Here is a 16,425-nt window from a genome sequence, read left to right on the forward strand (position 1 = left end):
TCGCAGATGCTCACTTTAAAAATCGCTGTTTATATTGTTGTTGCTTTCTTTGTGGCTATCTTTGTCTTCGGATTTTTGTCTAATGACCCAGCTCGTAACCCCGGTCGTCGGGATTTAGAGTAAAAGCGAGACAATTGATCCGTGAGCGCCGGAAGTTAGAAAACACCAGACTGAAAAACACTACCTGTCAAAGATTTTCCTTTGCAGTGTAGTGTCTCCCTCAGGGAGTTTACTCAAGCACAGGTGAATTCATTCCGGCTATTAATTGGCTATTTGTTAGGTTGATTGTGTCCCAATATGCTTCATCCAGTTCTGCCGCCTGCACCGCCTTCCCTTGTTGAACCTATACAACCTGCAAATTCCACCCCATCTGCTAGTGATAGTCGATTTCATTTAGTGAGTGAGATTGATACCACTAAGCAAAACAAACTAGAGACCGCCAAACCCCTAGAAAAACAGTTGCAAAGTTCAACTGTAGAGAAAACAGAAGATTCTTTGCAGTTACCAAGACCCACCAGCAATAAAACAGATCGTTTAATTGCAACTCCTGTTCTGGCCAAACCCAGTACACCAGAAATCTTCACTTCAGAATTTTCTCCCCTTACCCCTTCTAGTAGCGCTGTTAATTTAGGACAAACCTTGGCAATTGGTTATTCTGTCCAAAACAATACAAGCACTAATTCCCCAGTCTTCCCTACAGCGACAATTCCTCAATCTGTCCAAAACAAGACAGCCACTAATTCCCCAGTCTTCCCTACAGCGACAATTCCGCCAGATGTATCCCCTCAAACAAAACTAATCGCCTCGCCATTGACTAAGCAAGAACAGAAAGACGAGGTTACTGTACAACAGACTGGGGACAAAATTAATATCTCTGTATCTGATAGTGACCCAGTAGTTAATAATCAACCAATTCAAAATGTTATTGAGTTTAAGTCGCGTAACTCATTAAATAAACTATTAATACAAACCATCACACCACCTGTTAGCTTACAAGCACAGTCACCAATACCAACTAGAACACCTGCTACACCCAACAACACACTACCCATCCGACAAAGAATTGTGGAAGTGACTTCAGATCGGCAGGAGTATGATGAGCAAAGACGCATTATTACTGCCGAAGGTAATGTATTAGTACGGTTTGATGGGGCGCTACTGGATGCCGATCGCGTGCAGGTTAATTTAGATAACTTGATTGCGGCAGGAGAGGGAGATGTAGTTTTAACTAGAGGGGATCAACTATTACGAGGACAACGCTTTACTTATAATTTTGTCCAAGACACTGGGGAATTAGAAAACGGAAGCGGTGAAATTAACGTACCCTCAGCATCGAGAGATTTTGCCTTTTTACCCACTGATGTGACAGCTGGTGGCGTTCCACAACAAGCACCAAGCAATTCTATCCGCACCAATCAACCCCTCTCTAATGTTAGTAGCCCCGGTGGCATTGAGTTTACATTTGGTGGCGGGAGCCAAGCTAGTAATCTTCCTCCTCCCAAAGCCGGGGGTGAGGTGAAGCGTATTAGGTTTGAAGCCGAGCAAATTGAGTTTTATCCCCGTGGTTGGCAAGCGCGAAATGTGCGCTTGACAAATGATCCATTTTCACCCCCAGAATTAGAGTTACGGGCAGATACAGTCACCGTAACGCGGGAAGCCCCTTTAGTTGATCGGGTCACCACACAGCGACAGCGCTTAGTCTTTGACCAAGGATTGACCTTACCAATCCCCATAAATCAACAGAAAATCGACCGTCGAGAACGGGATGCCACACCCTTTATCGTCTCTCCTGGCTATGATGGCGATAAGCGGGGTGGTGTTTTTATTGAGCGCGGTTTTACACCTATTAGTACAGATAGTACTAATTTGCAGATCACACCCCAGTTTTTCGTCCAGAAAGCCATACAAGACAGTGATGATGTGACGGGGTTATTTGGTGTCAAAGCCAGATTAAATTCTGTTTTAGGTACTCGATCTGTACTGGAAGGTATTGGAGAACTCACTAGTTTTAATTTCGACGAAATAGACGAGAATTTAAAGGCGAGTTTGCGTTTACGCCAAGCCTTAGGCGATCGCAATCCTCATGTGGTGAATTGGGAATATAGTTACCGCGATCGCCTCTATAACGGTACACTTGGCTTTCAAACTGTCCAAAGCAGTTTGGGCGGTGTGATTACCTCTCCAGTTATTCCTCTAGGGAACTCTGGAATTAACCTCAGCTATCAAGCCGGCGCGCAATATATCAACGCCAACACTGACCGTCAAGACTTGCTAGATCCCATCAGAACCAATGATCGAGTCTCTCTTGGTCGTCTACAAGGTAGCGCCGCCTTGAGTAAAGGGTTTTTACTATGGCAAGGAAAACCACTACCACCCACAGCCACAGAAGGTTTAAGATATACAGCTACTCCTGTAGTTCCCTATTTACAGGCGATCGCCGGTATTACTGGTACTTCTAGCTATTACACCAATGGCGACAACCAAAGCAGCCTGACTGGCACAGTTGGCTTAGTAGGGCAGCTTGGCCATTTTTCTCGCCCCTTCCTTGACTACACAGCTTTTAACGTCCGTTATTCCCAAGGTTTAACCAGTGGACTATCACCCTTTTTGTTTGACCGCTACGTTGATGAAAGAGTACTCAGTGCTGGCATTTCCCAACAAATTTACGGCCCTTGGCGTTTAGGTTTTCAAACATCAATTAACTTAGATACTGGTAAAGAAAGTAGCACGGACTACATTGTTGAATATAGCCGACGCACTTACGGAATCACCTTGCGCTACAATCCGGTACTGGAATTAGGCGCTTTTAGCATCCGAATTAGTGACTTTAACTGGACTGGCGGTGCAGATCCATTTTCGGAAGTTAGGCCAGTTGTCGGTGGTGTGAGTCAGTAGTGGAGACTACCTTTTTTGATCAACAACTGACAACTGACTATTGATAATTTAAAGGTAAAGTAATTGTAAACGTAGTCCCAGTACCTTCTTGAGAGCTAAAAGCAATTTCTCCTTTGTGGGCTTCAACGCATCTTTTAACTATCACTAAACCTAGCCCAGTACCCTGAATTGATTGAGAATTAGACGCTCGATAAAATGATTCAAATAGATGGGTTTGATCTGCAATAGGAATACCAATACCTTCGTCTTGAATCCGAAAAATTGCTACGCCCTTAGTTTGATCACAAGTTAAGTCAAACCTAATAGTTTCATTTTTGGGGGAATACTTGACGGCATTAGAAAGTAAGTTCACAAATATGTAATGCAATAGTCGTTCATCCATGAACGCATTTGTAGTTTCATTACTACAAGTGAAAATAATTTCATGTCCGCTAATTTCTACAGACGTGAATTCTTCTATTAACTCTTGACAATATGCCTTTAAATCCAAGAGTACAGGGTTACACTCAAGCTTTGCCGCTTCAGACTTCCCCATAAACAGGACATCTTCCATGAGTAACTTCATGGATTGCACAGCGCCTTTAATTCTCTTTATGTATGTGCTTTTTTTGGTTTCAGTTAAATTTTGTCCGTGCAACTCTATCAGTTCTATTGCTGTTTGAATTACACTCAAAGGATTGCGAAATTCGTGAGAGACAGTAGAGATAAATAAGGATTTAAGATTATTCAGTTCTCGTTCTTTTTGCAGCGCTTGCTCTAGTAATTCTGTTTGTCTTCGTTCACTGAGATCCCAAAAAACAATTACCACACCGTTAATTTTGTTTGGTAGTCCCATGATGGGTGAAGCACTATCACCGATAGGTACCCTTCTGCCATCTTTGGTAATCAAAGATGTATATTCATCTAAATAAACTACTTTTTGTTCTCTGAGAACTTTTGTAACTGGATTTTCTAAAACATTTTCTGTAACTTCATCGATGATATTAAAAATCCGGGATACTTCATGTCCGATAGCATCTGCTTGATGCCAACCAGTAATTTCCTCGGCGGCTGGGTTCATAAATGTGACGTTTCCAAACTCATCAGTGGCGATAACAGCATCACTAATTGAGTTTAAAAGGGTTGCTAACCGGTCACGATTTTCTCTTATGTCCCTTTCCAAGCGATGTTTCAGCAAACCCATTTCAATAGAAATACGCAAGTCTTTAGAGGTAAATGGTTTGACAATATACCCAAATGGTTGAGTGATCTTTGCCCTTTGTATAGTATTATCATCACCATACGCCGTTAAAAATATCACTGGAATATCTAAATGTTCCCGAATGTAACTGGCGGTGGTGATACCATCGATTTCACCTTTGAGGATAATATCCATGAAAACTAGTTCTGGCCTAGTCTCTATTGCTTTAGCGATCGCCGCTTTTCCAGAAGAGGCTGTACCGATAACAATATAACCTAGTTGATTCAGTTGGCTAGCAATGGTTCTAGCTACGATCACTTCATCTTCAACGACTAAAATTTTGACTGGCTCCATTGTCAATCTACGTTGTTCAGTTAATGCGGAAATTGAATTTTAAATGTAGTTCCTGGTTGACGTTCGATACTAACAGTGCCTTCTAGTTGTTCTGTTACTAAGTCATGAACTAACGAAAGACCTAAAGAATCTGTATACCGCCAATCTAAATTATCTGGTAAACCGATACCATTATCTTGAATAGTCAAATCAATTTTGTCATTGACTTTCTGTAAATAAATTTTTATTGCACCTGCTGTTTTTTGAGGAAAAGCGTGTTTAAGAGAATTGGAAATCAGTTCATTGATAATTAAACCACAGGCAATGGCTTGATCAAGATTTAAATCAATCGGGTGGATATGAGTTTCTAAGCTGATTGTCCCTGGCTCTAATTGATAGGATATTAAAATACTCGTAGCTAAGTTATTGATATAATCAACAACATCAAGTTGTCCAATATTGGGTGAAGTATATAAATTCTTGTGAATCATCGAGATAGACTCAACACGGTTTTGACTTTCTTGCATAGTTCTGATTAATTCTGGGTCTTTGAGTGTTTGAGAATGAAGTAGTAATAATCCAGAAACTATCTGTAAATTATTTTTAACCCGATGATGAACCTCTTTGAGTAAAACCTCTTTTTCCGCTAAAGCGCTTCTCAAGCGCACTTCTACCTTTTGGCGTTCAGCTAATTCATTCTGGGCTTGCTGAAGTATGCTTGACTGTTGGATAGCGATCGCAATCGGGACGGAAAGTTGGTCGAGTAAATCTAGTTCATGGGCTTCCCAGTCCCGTGGGGTAGAACATTGATGAGCTATTAATAAACCCCAAAGCTGCGGCACAGTGTTGCCTTCACTCACTTCTAACAGAATAGGTACAACTAAGTTAGCTTTAACTTGAAATTGTTCTAATAAATGCAGATGGCAATCAGTTAATCCGGCTGTGTAGATGTTGGCGATCGCTCTTTTATATCCTTGGCGATAACTTGCTCCTGCCCCTGACTGGAAACAATTATCTTGAATATCTGCCCCTAAAGCAATCTTCCATCCAGGCTTCACCGATTCTGCTACAATTTTACCACTCATATCTGGGGCAAACTGATAAACCACAACTCTATCGACCCCAAGCAAGTCCTTAATTTCTTGAACCGTGGCATTGAGAATATTTTGTAGATTCAGCGATTGGCGAATTCGTTGAGCAACAGCACGCATTAACCGTTCTCGCTCAATCTGTCCCTTCAAAGCGCGTTCAGTTTGCTTACGCTCGGTAATTTCCTGACCAATACCAATTATTCGACCATCGGCAAGTCTGATATTTGTCCAAGAAGTATCTAATACTTGCCCATATCGTGTCTGAGTTCTAAAATCACCCCAAATACATTCTCCGGATTGCATAAACTTGATGACCAATTGACGATATTCAGGCTGAGGATATAACTCTGCAAAAATATCAAGGGTTTGATAATCTCTCAAACTCCAACCTAAAAGACGCTCTAATTCTTGATTTATCCATTGAACCTGACCTTCAGGACTAATCAGTCCAATCATCAACGGGATACCAGCAAAAATACTTTGTAAAAGTGCATTTTGCTCTTGTAACTTGGCTTCGATATTTTTGCGCTCTGTAATATCATAAAGGACAGTTAAAACTGCATATTCGTTGTTAAAATTTAAGTACTGAATTGAAGCGATCGCCCAAAATGAAGTTCCGTCACTTTTCTTGAATTGAATATCATAATTATGAAGCGAGCCATGTTGACTAAGAGCTTCTAATATCTGCTGTCGGTCTTCTGAATTTTCATATAAATCTGCGGTATAGCGATTAATCAAATCGTTTCCAGATAGCTGGAATGTTTGCAAAAATCCTGAATTAGTATATAAAATTAGGTCATCATCAACGCGGGAAATCACCAAAGGCACAGGAATTGCTTCCAGAATAGTTCTAACTCTGGTTTCACTTTTTTGTAGATTCCGTTCTATTTGAATATGTTCAGTAATATTTATCGCATCAACTAAACAAGCTTTATAACCTGAATATTCTATATAATTAATAGCCAATTCAACATCAATAATTTGTCCACTACTGAGACGATGCTGACATTCCATGAGGAAGGGAATTTGACAGTTTTCCTGCTCTACATCTCTAATTACTTCTGATACAAACTCAGGTATAAAAACTTGGGTAAGCTGCATTTCTAAAAACTCTGCTCTTGAGTAACCATATTGTGTAATAGCAGCTTGATTAACATCTAAAATTTGTAAAGTTTGCCGCTCACATATCCATATAGGGCGAGGATTATTTGTGAACAACAAATTAGCATCTAAGTTGCTTTTATGACTAATTTGCTTTCTGTGTAACTCTAATTGTCTGACGACTTGACGCGCTAAACGTTTGAGTATTTGTTGTTCTTTTAAACTTAAGTTACGAGGGGTAGAATCTATCACAGCTAGACAACCCAAGGCAAAACCCTCAGAGTTAATTAAGGGAACTCCTGCATAGAAACGAAAAGCGGTTGGCTTTTGCCTCACTAGGGGATTTTCTACAAATCGTTCATCTTGCCAGGTATCAGGAATAATCAATATGTCATTCTGCCCAATTGTATGAATACCAAGACAGATATGACGTGGTATTTCCAATTCAGTAATTCCTACTTTTGACTTAAACCATTCTCTTTGAGAGTCTAAAATACTGATTAGAGCGATCGGTGTATTACAGCTATCGGCAGCAAGATTTACCAGATCATCAAACACCTCTTCTGGCGGTGTATCTAAAATACAATATTGCTCAAGTGCTTCTAAGCGTAGGCTTTCATGGTCGTTAAACAACATTATTGTTTTATTTGATGAAGAATTGATGATCAGCTGCACTTTTCAGGTGAAATAGCAGTTTTAAATGGATCGGTAAAGTCTAGCTAAATTTTTGATTAGTTGTTCTGCATATAGGACTAGTATTTGATTTCTGAAATATAACTTAGGGGAACCACTGCGCTCTTACAGGTTTCCCGGCAGTCACGCAAGTGGCGTTAGGCAATGCCCACTACAACCATCATAAAGTGGACATCGCCCACCATACAAATACTTAGATAATTTCAATAATCAAATCGAAATCCCATAGCTGTTTTATTCGTCTTGATTTACGCATTTCATAGTCATATAGCCGTAGCCAGATAGATTAGAACATCAAGTTAAGATAAAACCCTGACAAAACAAGGCTTTCAAGTCTGTCAACAGTCAACCGTCAACAGTTATACTTAAAAAACAGAAGCCTACGGCAAAGCGTAGGCTAAATAGAAAACAACTATGACTCTCAACTTACAATCGATAGCGATCGCTTTAAGCAAATTCTCTATGGATCTGACAAGCGAGTAAAATTCTGCGGCCCTTACCCTAAGGTATTGTAAATGCTGTGTAGCGTTACTGTACGCAGTCGGCAATAGTGTAACCTCTGTATAAAACACGCTGTACCAAACCTAAGCGTGTCACAGAGAACATAAAGATACTCTCCAACCGATCACACATCATCCCTACTTAATTTTTTGTTTAATAAAAGTGACTACTTGTGCAAGCTGTTTCTTCAAACCTTCAATTTCTGCCTGCATTTTAGCAACTTTGTCATTAAGTGCTTGAATTTCAGCAGCTGCATCTGCATCTATTTCAGCCGTTGCTACTGTCGTAGTTGTAGCAACTGTGGGTGTGGCTAAAGTTGCTACAGCACCATGTGTAATAGTAGCAGTGGCTGTATTGCCATTCTTCGCGGCAACTACTCCTACTGGTTCTTGGCGCGGTAGTTTAGCCTTGGTCATTGCTGACTTAATCGCATTAATTAGCTGTTTCTGATCAAAAGGTTTACCCAAAAATTCAAAATACTCGAAAGGTTCGGTGATTTTTTCCGTCACCTCTTCCTTCCTCCCAGACATAATTACCAGGGGAATTTTTCTCAGTTCAGGATGAGCTTGAACTTGCTGGAATACTTCCCAACCACTCAATTTAGGTAGCAGGAAATCCAACATAATCAAGCTCAGTTTTTCTTGTCGGATGAGATTTATCCCTTCCAAGCCGTCCTTGGCTTCTAATACCTCAAAATTGCCAGGGGGCAACATTTCACGTACTTTTACCCTGACAACGGTAGTGTCATCGATAACTAAAATTTTGTTACTTGCCACGACTGATTACTCTAAAAGAATATTGAAGTTTAAATAGCGGCTTCCCTATGGGATGCTGTGTGAATTCCAAGTGACCGTGAGAATCTCCCCACTATATCCAACATTGTTATTAATTGGGGGATAGTATATTTCGGTATAAATGTCGTCGTCGGCAGTGTTTAACAAAACTTTTAGGAGATGGAGTAATGAGGGAAAATAGAAGAGAGAGTTTATTGATTTAAAGTTATATCTCCCTAAACCCCCACACCCCCACACCCGGTCTCAAGCGACAATTTTAGTGCGTAAGTCCAATAGAGATTTATTTTTATTTACAAGCCTATGACTGCCTCACAACCTGCTCAGTTTAAGTCGGAAATCACGGCAATGCCCAGTTGGTTGCGCCGTCCCATTGGCAAAGCTAGCGAACTGTCAACAGTACAGCGCATTATTAAGCAGCGTCAAATTCATACTATTTGTGAAGAAGGTCGCTGCCCGAATCGGGGTGAGTGCTATGCCCAAAAAACGGCTACATTTTTACTTATGGGGCCTACCTGCACCCGTGCCTGTGCTTTTTGTCAAGTCGATAAGGGTCATGCACCAATGCCAATTGACCCAGAGGAAGCAGCAAAGGTGGCAGAAGCGGTACAACTTTTGGGACTGCGTTATGTAGTACTTACTTCTGTAGCTCGTGATGATTTACAAGATCAGGGAGCAAGCCACTTTGTCCAAACTATGCAGGCAATCCGTCAATTAAATCCGGGTACTCAAATTGAAGTTTTGACACCGGATTTTTGGGGTGGTGCAGGTGCAGGGGAAGCCGGACAACGCCAGCGCATCAAAATGATTGTAGAGGCACAACCAGCTTGTTTTAACCATAACATTGAGACAGTGCGTCGCTTAACCGGGCCAGTACGCCGGGGTGCTAAATACGATCGCTCTTTGCGGGTTCTGTCTCTTGTCAGAGAACTCAACCCCCATATTCCTACCAAATCAGGCTTAATGGTGGGACATGGCGAGACGGTTGCCGAACTAGTCGAAGCAATGACAGACTTAAGGAACATAGGATGCGATCGCCTAACTATCGGTCAGTATATGCGCCCATCCCTAGAACATCTACCAGTCCAAAAATATTGGACACCAGAAGAATTTGAGCATCTGGGCAAACTAGCCAGAGAAATGGGCTTTAGCCACGTCCGTTCGGGCCCACTAGTTCGCAGTTCCTATCACGCTGGGGAGGAGTGAAGGGTTAGGGGTGTGGCAATACGGTTCGGTTAATGGACTTCTTGGTTAAGGCAGGCAGGGGAAGTCAGGGGAGAACAGAAGCAGGGGAAGAGAAAAATTATGAAAATAACCTCCTTTCCTCCCCTGCCTCCTCTGCTTCCCCTGCTTATCCGAACCGTATTGAGGGGTGTGGGGGTGTGGGGAAAGAAATTCTCACTCCCTACTTAGCAATCACTCCCCAAATTCCCGAATCACACAAATATTTTTAAAGAATATGGGCAATTGTGTCCTCTGTTTGGTATTTCTGAAAAAGTCATGACATAAGGAGAATCGATTTATGGCTAAGGCCAAAATTTCCCCAGTTGCTAATACCGGCGCTAAACCCCCCTATACTTTCCGTACAGGTTGGGCGTTGTTGCTACTAGCTGTTAACTTCCTGGTAGCAGCCTATTATTTCCACATTATTCAATAGTTAAACTTGGGAAGTAGGGAATAAGGACTAGGAATAGGGAAAAATTTCACCCAAGCCCCAGACCCTCATCCCTCATCCCCAGTCCCCAAACTAAGTGGAATGGTGTTGCTCACATCGTGCCTTTAAATAAACCTTTAGGACGAATGAGCAACACCAAAATCATGATTAGTAGGGCAACACCTTGCTTGTATTGGGAACCTAACAGGGGCGTACTCACCTCTTGAACAATACCAATGATAAAAGCTGCGGCGATCGCACCGTAAGGGTTGCCAATACCACCCAAGATGACAGAAGCGAATAACGGCAAAATCAAAAACCAACCCATATTGGGACGCACTGCCGTAATTAAGCCATACATACTGCCACCTAAAGAGGTCACTGTGCCAGCGATTAGCCACGTCCAAAAAATTACTTGCTCCACATCAATTCCAGAAACCTTGGCTAAATCCAAATCATCAGCAACAGCACGCATCGCTTTACCAATTTTTGTGTTTTGTAACAGGTAGTGCAGCGCGCCGATGGATAGTACCGCTAATGCCAATACCAGCAATTGATTTTGTGGTACTTTCACACCAAAAATATCTAAAGCAGGAGTGATGGGTAAATTATAATTTTGGTTTCTCCCGCCCCAAATTAAAATAATCCCATTACGTAAGAATAATGCTAGCCCAATTGAGATAATAATAAGAGTAGTGGAATTAGCTCGAATCGAGCGCATTCTAGACCACAGCAATTTTTCTGACAGTAACATTGCTCCCACCGTTCCTACTACTGCCACTATCATTGATAACCAGATATTTACCCCAAAAGTGTTGACAAAAAAAGTCAAATAAGCCCCTAAAGTTAAGAAATCACCGTGGGCAAAATTAGACAACCGTAAAATTCCATAAGTTAAAGTCAGTCCCACAGCCGCAAGAGCGATAATGCTACCTACAGCAATACCATTGACAATCAGTTGAATCGTTTGTATTTCCATATTGCTAATTAAATAAGCTAATCTATAGTTATTTAGAAAGTGGTGATTGACAACAAAAATGTTTAGTTTATTACCGAAAATCAGTCCTATAAGTTATGATTTATCGACAAAAAAGAATTGTGAGCTAATATACATAGAATCGTGGTTGCATTTTTTGCAAAATTAAAGTTGTTAAACGGTCTAGTTGACCATGCAGCAGTATTCAAGCTTACCAGAACACAACTCATCGATAGACACAACGCCAACTCTGTTGGCAAAAAGTCAGCAGCTTTGCGCTGAGTTATGGCTGGAACGCAGCTTGAACCAGCTACAGACACGCCTGCTTAATTGCTTAGAGTCTGCTTTTAACACTGTTCCCACAAGAACCACAGAAGCGGATATTTTCCAAACAGTGGTTAATGAACTAGACATTGCCTTAAACAATAGCAATGTGGGTTTCCCTGTGTGTGCTGTGGGTATTGCTCTGTTGCAACCGCAAGCAGCAGTTGGTAAAGTTTACTATATTTCTCGCCCTCTATCTCTAGGCTGTCAACCTCCACTCTTAGAAGAAATATCCCCAGATGGAAAAAAACTGCGGTTGCAATTGCAAGAAGCGATCAAAATCACAGATTTACAAAAACTGGAAAAGCAACAACCCCCACGAGCTTGGCAATTAAGGGATGATTCAGATAATGTGATTGGGTGGTTACTGCTGGCGACAGATAACTTAAAGCCTCACGACAACACATTCACCGCACCACATCCTCAACTGAATACGCAACTAATGGAGCGATCGGCCGAACAATGTGTGAAGGCCTTAGTGCATCTCAAAAAAATACAATCTTTGCAACATAAATCTCAAAATTTAGGTATTTCTAATCAGGAATTGGAGCGGACTAATCAACTGAAAAATCAGTTTTTAGCCAATACAAGTCACGAAATTCGTACACCTCTAAGTTCAATTATTGGTTTTACTCACTTGCTTCTAGCACAAGGTTACGATCCAACCAGAGAACGGCATCATGAATATTTAAATATTATTCAATCTAGTGGTAAACACCTATTGGCTCTAATTAACGATATCTTGGATTTGTCCAAAATTGAAGCAAATCAGTTAGAAGTACAGTGGGAAAAGGTGAATGTACCAGAACTTTGTCAAAATGTATTAACGCTGATTAAGGAGAAGGCCGCAAATAAAGGGGTGAAGTTGTCTTTGGAATTAGACCCCAATATCAAGACCTTTGTTGCTGACCCTTTGCGGCTCAAGCAGATGCTTTTGAATTTGTTATTTAATGCTCTCAAATTTACCAGTCAAGGCACCGTTGGCTTAAAAGTGTCGCTGCAAGATTCATTTATCCACTTTACAGTCTGGGACACTGGTAGCGGTATTTCTCCAGAAAATCTGGCGCTACTGTTTCAACCATATTTCCAAATTCCCAATTCTTCTGTTGCCCAACATGAAGGTACTGGTTTAGGTTTAGTGGTGACTCGTAAACTGGCAGAAATTCACAATGGTTTTGTAGAAGTAGAATCCCAAGTTGATCATGGTTCTCGCTTTACTATTATCTTGCCGTTACAACAGAATGGGCAAGTATTAGTAGGAGAAGATATTGAGGATGAGGAAACCACATCTCCTGCATCTTTGACTCCTAACGGTTCAAAAGAAATTTTGTTAGTTGAAGATGATTTACCCAACGGTGAATTGATGCAAACTCACTTGTCTAAGTTGGGATATAACGTTACTTGGGTCAAGAATGCCCATGAAATGTGGGCTAAACTTGACGAACAACAAGCAGCAGTTATCTTAATGGATGTCCGCTTACCAGATGGCGACGGTTTAGATTTAGTCAAGCAGTTGCGAGAAAAATCTCAATATCAACAGATTCCTATTATTGCCCAAACGGCGATGGCGATGAAAGGCGATCGCTCCATCTGTCTAGCTGCTGGAGTCAACGACTATATTTCTAAACCCATAGATTTAAATCTCTTGGCCAGTCTGGTGGCTAAGTATAGTCAGATATAGGGACTGGGGATTGGGGATTGGGAGGAAGAACTAATTATCACTGACAACTAACAACCGACAACTGTAGGGGCGGGTTTTATAGATATCCTCACTCTTGGATAATGATATTCATAAACCCGCCCCTACTGACAACTGACAACTGACAACTGACCAATGACTAAAATATTGCTATAGGGTTTTGGCAGGATTTGGGAATGATGTTAACTGAAAAGCTTGAGCAATTAAAAGCCTTATTTACAGAAATGGGACAGGCTTTAATTGCCTATTCTGGGGGTGTTGATAGTACCTTAGTAGCGAAGATAGCCTATGATGTGTTGGGCGATCGCGCTTTGGCTGTGACTGCGGTTTCACCTTCGTTGTTACCAGAGGAACTTGAAGACGCGAAAATTCAAGCCGCAACGATTGGTATTCCCCATAAAATTGTCCAAACTCACGAAATGGACAACCCCAATTACACATCGAATCCCGTCAACCGTTGTTATTTTTGTAAAAGCGAATTACATGACACCCTCAAACCTTTGGCTTTAGAAATGGGCTACCCCTATGTGGTGGATGGGGTCAATGCTGATGATTTGCATGATTATCGTCCAGGGATTCAAGCCGCGAAGGAGAGAGGGGCGCGATCGCCTTTAGCCGAATTTGGTGTTACTAAATTAGAAGTTAGACAGCTTTCTCAGCAATTAGGCTTACCTTGGTGGGAAAAACCAGCCCAGCCTTGTCTGAGTTCTCGCTTTCCCTACGGTGAGGAAATTACCATAGCCAAATTGCAACGCGTAGGTAGAGCCGAAATTTATCTTAGGAAGTTAGGTTGGCAAAATTTACGCGTCCGTTCTGAAGAAGATACAGCTCGGATTGAATTACCACCAGAAAAAATCAAAGATTTTGTCCTCACCACAGATTTAACCTCTGTAGTCAAAGCATTCCAAGAGTTGGGATTTATCTACGTCACCTTAGATTTAGAAGGTTATCGCAGTGGTAAATTAAACCAAGTCCTCAATCAGGCAAATACACCACTAAAAGTTTAATCACCAGTGATCAAAAAGTCTCTGCTTCCACAGAAACAAGAATACAACCATTAATCCTCCAACTATCATCTGGTTGTTTCTCCATAAAATACAAAGCCCTGAGAGGAACACCATCGGGTGCTAAAAGCAACACTGGTTGAGTGATATTGTCCTGAATTGTGGTAACTCTTTCAAAGAAAACTGAGCGTGGACGATACACCGCCGGATAACTCATACTCACCATCCGCAGGAAATTTTCCGCATTTTGGAATTGCTCTTGAATTGCTGGGGTAGCACAAGCAAAAGCACTTGGTGCATCATCTTGTTGAAAAGCTGCTAATTGGCTTTCAATCACAGATCGGATGGTAAGAAAATCTTGGTCAGTAACTTCCATAAATGTATAAATTACGGTAGTTTTTGTTAACTGTTGACTGTTAACTGTTAACGGTCAACATTTTTGTTTTGAGAGAGTTTGAATTCTACCTGTTGGATAGCAAATCGCCACACATCATAACCATCAGCCGACAAATGCAAGCCATCTGTGGTTAAATCAGAACGTAAATTGCCATCACCGTCTGCAAACCAACTATGGATGTCTAAATAATTTACTTTTTCTTTTTTAGCAATTTGAGCCAGTTTTGTATTAATTTCCCGAATCCGACTATTAGAAATTGTTGGCAGGTGGGTAGGTAATATAGATTGTATAAAAATCTGAGTTCTGGGGTGAGACTGCCGTAATCTCCTAACCATCTGGCGATGATTACGCAAAATTACTTCATCGCTGGTTCCTTTGCGTAGGTCGTTAATCCCAGCCATGATGTAGATAGCATCAGGACGCGTATATGAAAACGCTGTTAATCTATTGGCGATACCAGTGGAAGTGTCTCCCGATATACCTTGATTCAGCCACAACTTACCAGATGGTAACTTTTCTCTAGGAAACCACATACTCAAGGAATCCCCGACAAGGATACTGAGACGGTTTTTACCTTGACCTTGAGCGATCGCTTTAGCTTCTAGAGCCAATAGACTTTTCCAATCATCATAAGTTAGTTGCTGCTTTTGAGTTGCGTCTCGTAATGATTGGTCACTATCACCATCCTGACGTGTGTAAATCTGACCTGTTTTCAATGCAGCTAATCGGTAATAGTAAAGTTGATTACCAGAAGTTAATAGTTGGTTAGTCGGCTGGGAATTAAGGTTAAAGAATGAGTTTATGGGTGTTGATGATTCTTGATTAGTAAATTGCAGTAAAGGAGTATGAGAAGCGGGAATATTTTTCTCGCCATTCGTTGATTGAGAAGCCTTAGATGGTGACAAAGGTTGACTGCTAAATTCGGGGAAGGATACGTTAAAAAGCGTAGGCAAGCTTTTTTCATCCCCATCCTGTGGTAAGCTCTCAAACGCCTGCGATAGTTGATTACTGAATGGGGATAAAGATGTATCCTCGGTAATCACCTCCGGTGCGCTTTGTTTTAGATCCGAGGCAAAACTAGAATTATCTGGCAGGATATCCGATATCTGTGGTAGAGCTGATGCTGGTAGTGTCAATCCTGTTAACAAACCTACTGCCAACAGATAAGAATCCCTCATCGCTTTATGTCTCCTCTGTGTACTTTTTTGTTCTATGACAGTTTTGATTTCCTACATTCAGGAATTTTACTGTTGTTAAAATATTATTTTTATTGAAAACGTATAGTTCTGTAAACTAGGTTAACGAGATCATATTTAACAATTCACCAATTCTTTAAGGCACATCTTGCGGTTTAATTAGTAAAGATGATTGCACGGATGCTAACAGCCTGTACTAATAAGTCATTAGCTAAGTATTATTACCAGCCTCATGATTTATGTAATAAATACTACTCAGTTCCAGCATATCTTCCGTATCAAAACTTGTAAATATTCATCTTTATCCATTTAAATAAATTTCTATTGGTATAGAAGAAACCAGGATAAAGTGCTAAGATTTAGTCGCAGTGATTGATGATTCCCCGTAATTTTGTGGCTAGAGCTAGTACAGCAATTGGTGTTAGTCCAATTATTAAAGAGATTGTGCAGAAACAGGCACATTCTACCCGTTTAACCCTAAAAGAGGTAATTCTCATGGGAATGTTAGCAATAGATAAACTTGACGATCAAGGTCGTCAAGAGTTGGCAGACAAGGTTCATCAAATGCAGGTTAATGGTGAAATATAAAT

14 protein-coding genes are annotated in these 16,425 nt (G+C 41.0%); 8 read left to right on the forward strand and 6 right to left on the reverse strand.

The genetic code is table 11. From position 1 onward, the window contains the following. The first annotated feature begins 6 nt into the window (after positions 1-6). Both H6G14_RS19775 and H6G14_RS19780 read left to right on the forward strand, forming a co-directional pair. A complete protein-coding gene (locus tag H6G14_RS19775) occupies positions 7-123 on the forward strand; it encodes a photosystem II reaction center protein I (RefSeq protein WP_010995449.1) in 117 nt (38 codons plus the stop codon). A gap of 174 nt (positions 124-297) precedes the next feature. Beyond that, positions 298-2,895: a DUF3769 domain-containing protein gene (locus H6G14_RS19780; protein ID WP_190569024.1), complete on the forward strand. Its 2,598-nt coding sequence runs from the start codon at positions 298-300 to the stop codon at positions 2,893-2,895. A gap of 37 nt (positions 2,896-2,932) precedes the next feature. On the opposite strand, the gene H6G14_RS19785 is transcribed toward H6G14_RS19780, so the two are convergent. The 3 genes from H6G14_RS19785 to H6G14_RS19795 form a co-directional block, all read right to left on the reverse strand. Beyond that, positions 2,933-4,429 carry a hybrid sensor histidine kinase/response regulator gene (locus tag H6G14_RS19785; protein WP_190569025.1) on the reverse strand — a complete coding sequence of 499 codons (1,497 nt, stop codon included), beginning with the start codon at positions 4,427-4,429 and terminating at the stop codon, positions 2,933-2,935. 20 nt (positions 4,430-4,449) lie between these two features. Next, on the reverse strand, positions 4,450-7,236 hold the full coding sequence (locus tag H6G14_RS19790) for a GAF domain-containing protein (protein ID WP_199326230.1): 2,787 nt from the start codon (positions 7,234-7,236) through the stop codon (positions 4,450-4,452). Positions 7,237-7,931: 695 nt separating this feature from the next. Next, on the reverse strand, positions 7,932-8,570 hold the full coding sequence (locus tag H6G14_RS19795) for a response regulator (protein ID WP_190569027.1): 639 nt from the start codon (positions 8,568-8,570) through the stop codon (positions 7,932-7,934). Positions 8,571-8,888: 318 nt separating this feature from the next. Between H6G14_RS19795 and lipA the strand changes: the two genes are divergently transcribed. The 3 genes from lipA to psaX all read left to right on the forward strand — a co-directional run bounded on the left by lipA (position 8,889) and on the right by psaX (position 10,242). Then, positions 8,889-9,791, forward strand: coding sequence for a lipoyl synthase (gene lipA / locus H6G14_RS19800; protein WP_190569028.1), 903 nt, complete (start codon positions 8,889-8,891; stop codon positions 9,789-9,791). A gap of 32 nt (positions 9,792-9,823) precedes the next feature. Then, positions 9,824-10,039: a hypothetical protein gene (locus H6G14_RS19805; RefSeq protein ID WP_190569029.1), complete on the forward strand. Its 216-nt coding sequence runs from the start codon at positions 9,824-9,826 to the stop codon at positions 10,037-10,039. A 68-nt stretch (positions 10,040-10,107) separates the two neighbouring features. Beyond that, positions 10,108-10,242, forward strand: coding sequence for a photosystem I protein PsaX (gene psaX / locus H6G14_RS19810; protein ID WP_010995455.1), 135 nt, complete (start codon positions 10,108-10,110; stop codon positions 10,240-10,242). Between the two features lie 109 nt (positions 10,243-10,351). Here psaX and H6G14_RS19815 read toward each other — a convergent pair whose 3' ends face one another. Further along, on the reverse strand, positions 10,352-11,218 hold the full coding sequence (locus tag H6G14_RS19815; RefSeq protein ID WP_190569030.1) for a branched-chain amino acid ABC transporter permease: 867 nt from the start codon (positions 11,216-11,218) through the stop codon (positions 10,352-10,354). A 190-nt stretch (positions 11,219-11,408) separates the two neighbouring features. On the opposite strand from H6G14_RS19815, the gene hrmK reads away from it, so the two are divergent. Continuing rightward, positions 11,409-13,220: a hybrid histidine kinase/response regulator HrmK gene (gene hrmK, locus H6G14_RS19820; RefSeq protein ID WP_190569031.1), complete on the forward strand. Its 1,812-nt coding sequence runs from the start codon at positions 11,409-11,411 to the stop codon at positions 13,218-13,220. A gap of 194 nt (positions 13,221-13,414) precedes the next feature. Continuing rightward, positions 13,415-14,245, forward strand: a complete 831-nt coding sequence (larE, locus tag H6G14_RS19825; protein WP_190569032.1) for an ATP-dependent sacrificial sulfur transferase LarE — start codon at positions 13,415-13,417, stop codon at positions 14,243-14,245. Between the two features lie 10 nt (positions 14,246-14,255). Here larE and H6G14_RS19830 read toward each other — a convergent pair whose 3' ends face one another. Then, positions 14,256-14,618 carry a DUF4864 domain-containing protein gene (locus H6G14_RS19830; RefSeq protein ID WP_190569033.1) on the reverse strand — a complete coding sequence of 121 codons (363 nt, stop codon included), beginning with the start codon at positions 14,616-14,618 and terminating at the stop codon, positions 14,256-14,258. A 47-nt stretch (positions 14,619-14,665) separates the two neighbouring features. Next, positions 14,666-15,817 (reverse strand): SGNH/GDSL hydrolase family protein, encoded by a 1,152-nt coding sequence (locus H6G14_RS19835; protein ID WP_190569034.1) that lies wholly within the window; start codon positions 15,815-15,817, stop codon positions 14,666-14,668. Between the two features lie 393 nt (positions 15,818-16,210). Between H6G14_RS19835 and H6G14_RS19840 the strand changes: the two genes are divergently transcribed. Then, positions 16,211-16,423, forward strand: coding sequence for a hypothetical protein (locus H6G14_RS19840; RefSeq protein WP_010995461.1), 213 nt, complete (start codon positions 16,211-16,213; stop codon positions 16,421-16,423). Positions 16,424-16,425 lie beyond the last annotated feature (2 nt).

This window comes from Nostoc parmelioides FACHB-3921 (assembly GCF_014696625.1).
In the GTDB taxonomy this organism is placed as follows: Bacteria; Cyanobacteriota; Cyanobacteriia; order Cyanobacteriales; family Nostocaceae; genus Trichormus; species Trichormus parmelioides.

Coding starts and splice junctions, on each gene's coding strand:
- H6G14_RS19775 (WP_010995449.1), top strand. CDS start 7: ATGCTCACTTTAAAAATCGCTGTTTATATTGTTGTTGCTTTCTTTGTG.
- H6G14_RS19780 (WP_190569024.1), top strand. CDS start 298: ATGCTTCATCCAGTTCTGCCGCCTGCACCGCCTTCCCTTGTTGAACCT.
- H6G14_RS19785 (WP_190569025.1), bottom strand. CDS start 4,429: ATGGAGCCAGTCAAAATTTTAGTCGTTGAAGATGAAGTGATCGTAGCT.
- H6G14_RS19790 (WP_199326230.1), bottom strand. CDS start 7,236: ATGTTGTTTAACGACCATGAAAGCCTACGCTTAGAAGCACTTGAGCAA.
- lipA (WP_190569028.1), top strand. CDS start 8,889: ATGACTGCCTCACAACCTGCTCAGTTTAAGTCGGAAATCACGGCAATG.
- H6G14_RS19805 (WP_190569029.1), top strand. CDS start 9,824: ATGGACTTCTTGGTTAAGGCAGGCAGGGGAAGTCAGGGGAGAACAGAA.
- psaX (WP_010995455.1), top strand. CDS start 10,108: ATGGCTAAGGCCAAAATTTCCCCAGTTGCTAATACCGGCGCTAAACCC.
- H6G14_RS19815 (WP_190569030.1), bottom strand. CDS start 11,218: ATGGAAATACAAACGATTCAACTGATTGTCAATGGTATTGCTGTAGGT.
- hrmK (WP_190569031.1), top strand. CDS start 11,409: ATGCAGCAGTATTCAAGCTTACCAGAACACAACTCATCGATAGACACA.
- larE (WP_190569032.1), top strand. CDS start 13,415: ATGATGTTAACTGAAAAGCTTGAGCAATTAAAAGCCTTATTTACAGAA.
- H6G14_RS19830 (WP_190569033.1), bottom strand. CDS start 14,618: ATGGAAGTTACTGACCAAGATTTTCTTACCATCCGATCTGTGATTGAA.
- H6G14_RS19835 (WP_190569034.1), bottom strand. CDS start 15,817: ATGAGGGATTCTTATCTGTTGGCAGTAGGTTTGTTAACAGGATTGACA.
- H6G14_RS19840 (WP_010995461.1), top strand. CDS start 16,211: ATGATTCCCCGTAATTTTGTGGCTAGAGCTAGTACAGCAATTGGTGTT.